The 3,602-nt window shown below is 77.0% G+C and carries 3 protein-coding genes; all 3 read left to right on the top strand.

Going from position 1 to position 3,602, the window contains the following annotated elements:
• The first annotated feature begins 136 nt into the window (after window positions 1-136).
• Window positions 137-2,089, top strand: a complete 1,953-nt coding sequence (locus tag PAI11_RS23225; RefSeq protein ID WP_007579426.1) for an FUSC family protein — start codon at window positions 137-139, stop codon at window positions 2,087-2,089.
• A gap of 58 nt (window positions 2,090-2,147) precedes the next feature.
• Complete coding sequence (locus PAI11_RS23220) at window positions 2,148-2,894, top strand: response regulator transcription factor (protein ID WP_007579424.1); 747 nt, start codon at window positions 2,148-2,150, stop codon at window positions 2,892-2,894.
• A partial coding sequence (locus PAI11_RS23215) for a sensor histidine kinase (protein WP_040601507.1) occupies window positions 2,891-3,602 on the top strand: 712 nt, incomplete at its 3' end. The genes PAI11_RS23220 and PAI11_RS23215, both read left to right, overlap by 4 nt.

Below are 3,602 nucleotides of genomic sequence, written 5' to 3'. Positions count from 1 at the left end.
GCCCGCCGCCGAGCTTCGACGGGCCCTCGTTCGATCCGCCGCCCGCGGCGCCGCCCGCCGACGCCGCGCCGGGGCTGTTCGCCGCCGACGACGACATCCCGTTCTGAGCGGCCCCGCGACGCGGACGGTCGACGAGGTGCCCGACCAGCGGCGGAGCGCCGCCGACGCGGCGCGCGGCGCGCTGCTGCCGCGGCTGCGCGCGATCGCCGGGGTCGCCCGTGCCCGCCGCGGGATCGCGCTGCGGGTCGGCGTCAGCTTCGTGGTCCCGCTGGCGATCGGCGCCGCGATCGGCCACCTGAGCTGGGGCGCGATCGCCACCCAGGGCGCGTTCGCGGCGATGTACGCCAACGACGAGCCCTACCGGCGCCGGCTGCCGATCCTGGTCGGGATCGGCATTGGGCTGGCGCTGGCGATGGCGCTCGGGACGCTGCTGGCGCCCCACCCGTGGGTCGCCGCGGCGTTCGGCGGCGTCGTCGCCGGGGCCGCCGCGCTGGCGTGCATCGGCTTCGAGGTCGGCCCGCCGCGCGAGTTCATGCTGGTGCTCAGCTACTACGTCGGCAGCAGCCTGCCGGTCGACGCCGGCGCGGCGCCCGAGCGGGCCGGCTACGTGCTGTTCGGGGCGGCGGTGGTGATCGCCGTCTCGATGGCCGGCCACCGCTTCCGCCCGCGCGCGCCGGAGGAGACCTCGGTGACGGTGGCCTACCGCCAGGTCGCGGCGCTGATCGCGGCGCTCGGGCGCGACGGCGTCGGCGAGGCCCGACACGAGGCGGTGCTCGCCGTCCGCCGGGCCCGGGCGGCGATGCGCGCGGCGGGGTCGGAGGACCCGCTGCGGCGGCGGCTGACCGAGATGACCGTCGCGATCGAGGCGGTCCTCGACGCGACGCTCGGCCTGGTGCTGCGCGACAGCGACCCGGTCGACGACGGCTGGTCGCGCGCGCTGCGCACGCTCGGCGACAGCGTCCGCGTGCCGGCGCTGGCGGGACCGGTCGAGCTGCCGGACGAGACGCCGGGCACCCCGCATGGCCCGCGTTTCGTCGAGGCGATGGCCAGCGCCCGCCAGGCCGCCGATCCGGAGCGGCTGTTCGCGGCCACGATCGTCCCCTTCACCCGTCCGCGCCGACCGCGCGCCAGCGCGATCCTGCGGCGGACGCTGCGACCGAACTCGCTGGTGCTGCCGACCGCTGTCCGGATCGGGATCGCGGCCGCGGTCGGGACCGGGATCGGGCTGGCGATCGACGCCCAGCGCGGCGCCTGGATCGGGTTGACGGCGGTCGCGGTGCTGCAGGCCAGCAACGTCCACCTGATCGCGTGGCGGACCGTCCACCGGGCGGTCGGGTCGATCGTCGGCGCGGGACTGGCGGCCGCGATCCTGGTCGCCGACCCGGGGATCGTCCTGATCGTGGTGGTGATCGCGATCTGCCAGGTGATCGCCCAGTCGACGATCACCGTCGCCTACGGGGTCGCCGTGGTGTTCGTGACGCCGGTCGCGCTGCTGAGCTTCGACCTCGGGCAGCCCGGGACCCCGATCGGCGCGCTGCTGGGCGAGCGGGTCGTCGACACCCTGATCGGCTGCGCCGTCGGGCTGGTCGCCCGCCGGCTGTTGTGGCCGCGGACCGCCCAGACGCGCCTGCCGATGGCCCAGGGCGCGGTGATCGAGGCCACCCGCGACGTCCTCCACGCCGCCCTCACGCGGCCGGTGACCGAGTCCAGCGTGCTGCTGCGGCGCTCGCGTCGGCGGCTCCAGACCGAGCTGGTGAACCTGCGGGCGGTCCACGCCGACGCGATCGGCGACCTGCTGTGGAGCGTCCGCGGCGGCGACGAGAGCTGGTCGACGACGCTCGCGGCGCAGCGGGTCGCGTACGCGGCGATGGCGGTCTCGGCCGATCGCCACGGCCCGCCGCCGGACATGGCGCTGGTCGCACGGCTGGACGCGGCGCTCGACGCGATGGCCGCGATCGCCGAGGGCCATCGGGTGCCCGCCGTGGTCCCGGTGCCGCCGCTGGAGCGCTATCCCGCCACCCACCGGGCGCTGGTGCAGCTGCGGGACGCGCTGCGGGCGCCCGCGCCGGCCTTGCCGCCGGCGTCCTGATCGGCGGCGCGAAAGAGCGGGGGTGAACCCGGCGGGGCTCGCGGGTCAACCAAGCACCATGAGCGACCCCAACGCCACCCTGCTGATCGTCGAGGACGATCGCCTGACCCGCACGTTCCTCTCCGAGCACCTGGCCGCCGACGGCTACGACCCGCTGGCGGCCGGCACCCTGGCCGACGCCCGCGCGCTGCTCGAGACCAGCTACCCGGACCTCGTCCTCAGCGACGTGATGCTGCCGGACGGGACCGGCCTGGACCTGATCCGCCACGTCCGCGGTGGCGACGGGATCGTCTCGCGCGTGGACCCGGCGACGCCGGTGATGCTGCTCAGCGGCCGCGACGGCGAGCTGGACAGGATCCGCGGCTTCGAACGGGGGTGCGACGACTACCTGGCCAAGCCGTTCAGCTATCCCGAGCTGCGGCTGCGGATCGCGGCGCTGCTGGAGCGGACCCATCGCCGGCCGACCGCCGGCCGGGTGCGGGTGGGGACGCTCGAGCTCGACCCCGCGCAGCGCACGGTCAGCGTGCGCGGCGCGCGGGTCGCGCTGACCCAGAAGGAGTACGCGCTGCTGGTGGCGCTGGTGCGGGAGCCGACGCGCGTCTACACCAAGGACGAGCTGCTGCGGACGGTCTGGGGCTACCGGACCAGCGCGACGGTGACGCGGACGATCGACTCCCACGCCTGTCGGCTGCGCAGCAAGCTCGGGGTGCACGGGGACGCGTTCGTGGTCAACGTCTGGGGCGTCGGCTACCGGCTGGTCGACGGGGCGCTCGACCGCGTCGCGCCGGTCGGGGTCGCGGCATGAGCGCGCTGCTGGCCGTCGGCTGGCCGCTGGCGGTCGCGTCCGCCGCGCTGCTGCTGGTCGAGCGACGGGCGGCGCGGCTGACCGCCGAGCGGGTCGTCCGGGCCTGCCACGAGCTGCGCGGCCCGCTGACGACGGTGATGCTGGCGCTCGACCGTCCCGCGACGCGACCGGGCGAGCTGACGCGGGCGGTGACGATCGAGCTGGCGCGGGCGCGGCGGGCGTGCGACGAGGTCAGCGCGGCGGCCGCGCGGCGGCGGGCCCGCGACGAGCGGCAGCCGGTCGACCTGGCCGAGCTGGGGCGCGGCCTCGCGGCCGTCCACGACGCGGCCGCTCGCACCGCCGATCGTCGGGTCCGCTTCAGCGGTGGGCCGGCGGTCGTCCTCGGCGACCGCGCGCGGCTGGCGCAGGCGATCGGCAACCTGATCCACAACGCCCTGGAGCACGGCTCGGGCACCGTGACGGTGTCGATCCGGACTACCGCCAGCGCCGTCCGGGTCGAGGTGGCCGATCAGGGTCCCGGCTTGCCGGCGCCGGTCGCGGTGCTGGTCCGCCGCCCGCGCCGCGGCCAGCGCGGCCGCGGAATGCGGATCGTGAGCGAGGCGCTCGGCGCGCACGGCGGCAGCCTGCGGGCCGGCCCCTCGCCGGCGGGTGCCCGGTTGATCGCCGAGCTGCCGCGGCTGGGGCCGGCGCCGCGGGCCGTCGTCCGAT

The organism is Patulibacter medicamentivorans, assembly GCF_000240225.1.
Taxonomy (GTDB): domain Bacteria; phylum Actinomycetota; class Thermoleophilia; order Solirubrobacterales; family Solirubrobacteraceae; genus Patulibacter; species Patulibacter medicamentivorans.
The sequence above is the reverse complement of the archived record's forward strand: the minus strand, read 5'-3'. Positions and strand labels throughout refer to the sequence as shown.

What these genes read in the sequence shown, in the direction of transcription:
- PAI11_RS23220 (WP_007579424.1), top strand. Translation starts at nt 2,148, where the DNA reads ATGAGCGACCCCAACGCCACCCTGCTGATCGTCGAGGACGATCGCCTG.